Genomic DNA, 1594 nt, shown 5'->3' with positions numbered 1-1594 from the left:
AAAACCGCACGAAAAAATTCCATAGTGCCAAGCTAAAATGATATAATAAAAAAAATGAAAGGTTAAAAATGACAAATGCACAAATCAATGACAAGATTTTAGAACTAGCTAATTATTTAAAAATAGACAATAAATGTGTTGCCCATAATGCTAGATTACAATCCATGCAAATCAATGGTGCTGTTATAAAGAATTTTAGTTTTAAATTATTTAATGAGTATAAATTATCATTTTTCAATTGCAAATTTTTATGTGAAATAAACGAAGCTCCTGGTTTTTTCGAGATAGAAAATCCAGTTTATATCTATGATTGTACTTTTGAAGAAAATGTTATTTCATATAATATCAAATTTAAAAGCAACGTGGTTATAGCTTATTGTCGTTTTAATAAAAATTTTTATTTTGAGGCAAATACATTTTGTAATTCGTCTAATTTTGAAAGAAATTTTTATAATTACGCTAGTTTCAAAAAAAGCCATTTTGAAAAAAATGTAACTTTTTATAATTCTACTTTTAAAGGTTTAGATTTTTCACAAGCAATTTTCAATGAAAATTTAAATATAGTTAATACAAAATTAAATTTTACTTTTTCTAATTTAGAAGAAAAAATCGAACAAGAATATGAAGAGTTTAATAAAAATAAAAAAGAAGAAGATCAAAAATCCTTAGATAAATTTGCAAATGATTTTAGAGATTCTTTTAGGACTTTTAAAAGTGCTTTGATAAAAGATAACAATGCCTTAGACGCTTCAAATTTTCATAAATACGAGCTTTATTGTAAAGAGATAGAGCTAAAAGAAAGTTGGAATAAAAAAGGTAAGAATGTAAGCAATATGACAGATTTAGAAACAAATGTTTCGAGAATTCGGGATTTTATGGATTTTTTACTTTTAGGATTTTATAGAAAGCTTTGCGATCATCATACAGACTTTTTAAAAGTTTTTAATAATCTTATATTATTAATTGCTTTGTATGCTTTGTTTGTTTTTGGTTTTACTTGGCTTCATAATGATAAACTAGAAGATACAAGAGCGATTTTAACTTTATTTGGATTTTTTGATAAATTTAGGCTTTATTTTGATATCATAAGTGCTATTTTTGCAGTTTTTGGATGTGGTTTTTTTGTTTGGAAATTAAATTCATATGAAAAGAAAAACAATGTCTCAAAAAAACAAAACATAAATTTTATATATATCATTGGTGATTTTTTGAATTTGATTAAAAGCTTATTTTTCGCATCCTTTATCCCTTGTGTTTTTTATGTGTTATTTTCATTATTTGGATTTTTTTTAAATTTAGGTAAAGACTTTGGATATTCACTACTTATAAATACTTTGTTTGTTAGTTTATATATTTGTTTAGTTCATACCAAATCTTTGTTTTTTGGTAGATATGTGGTGCTTATCTTTTCATATATAGGATTTATTATAATGCTCATAAAACAACCTAATGTAATTCACCCTTTAATAGGAAAAATCGCAAACGAATCTGATAAATTTTTTAATTACCCAAGCTTAATAGTGCTAAACATACTATATACCATACTTTTAGCTTTAGTTCTTTTCTCGCTCCAAAAAACCGCACGAAAAAATTC

1 protein-coding gene is annotated in these 1594 nt (G+C 24.2%); it reads left to right on the top strand.

Annotation, left to right across the window (positions count from 1 at the left end; genetic code table 11):
* Positions 1 to 68 precede the first annotated feature (68 nt).
* Positions 69 to 1594: pentapeptide repeat-containing protein (locus CCO88_RS09500; RefSeq protein WP_002786971.1), on the top strand; the 1526-nt coding region annotated here is incomplete at its 3' end.

Source organism: Campylobacter coli LMG 9860 (assembly GCF_000254135.1).
Classification (GTDB): domain Bacteria; phylum Campylobacterota; class Campylobacteria; order Campylobacterales; family Campylobacteraceae; genus Campylobacter_D; species Campylobacter_D coli.
Note: the sequence above shows the minus strand (reverse complement) of the source record. Positions and strands in the feature narration are given on the sequence as shown.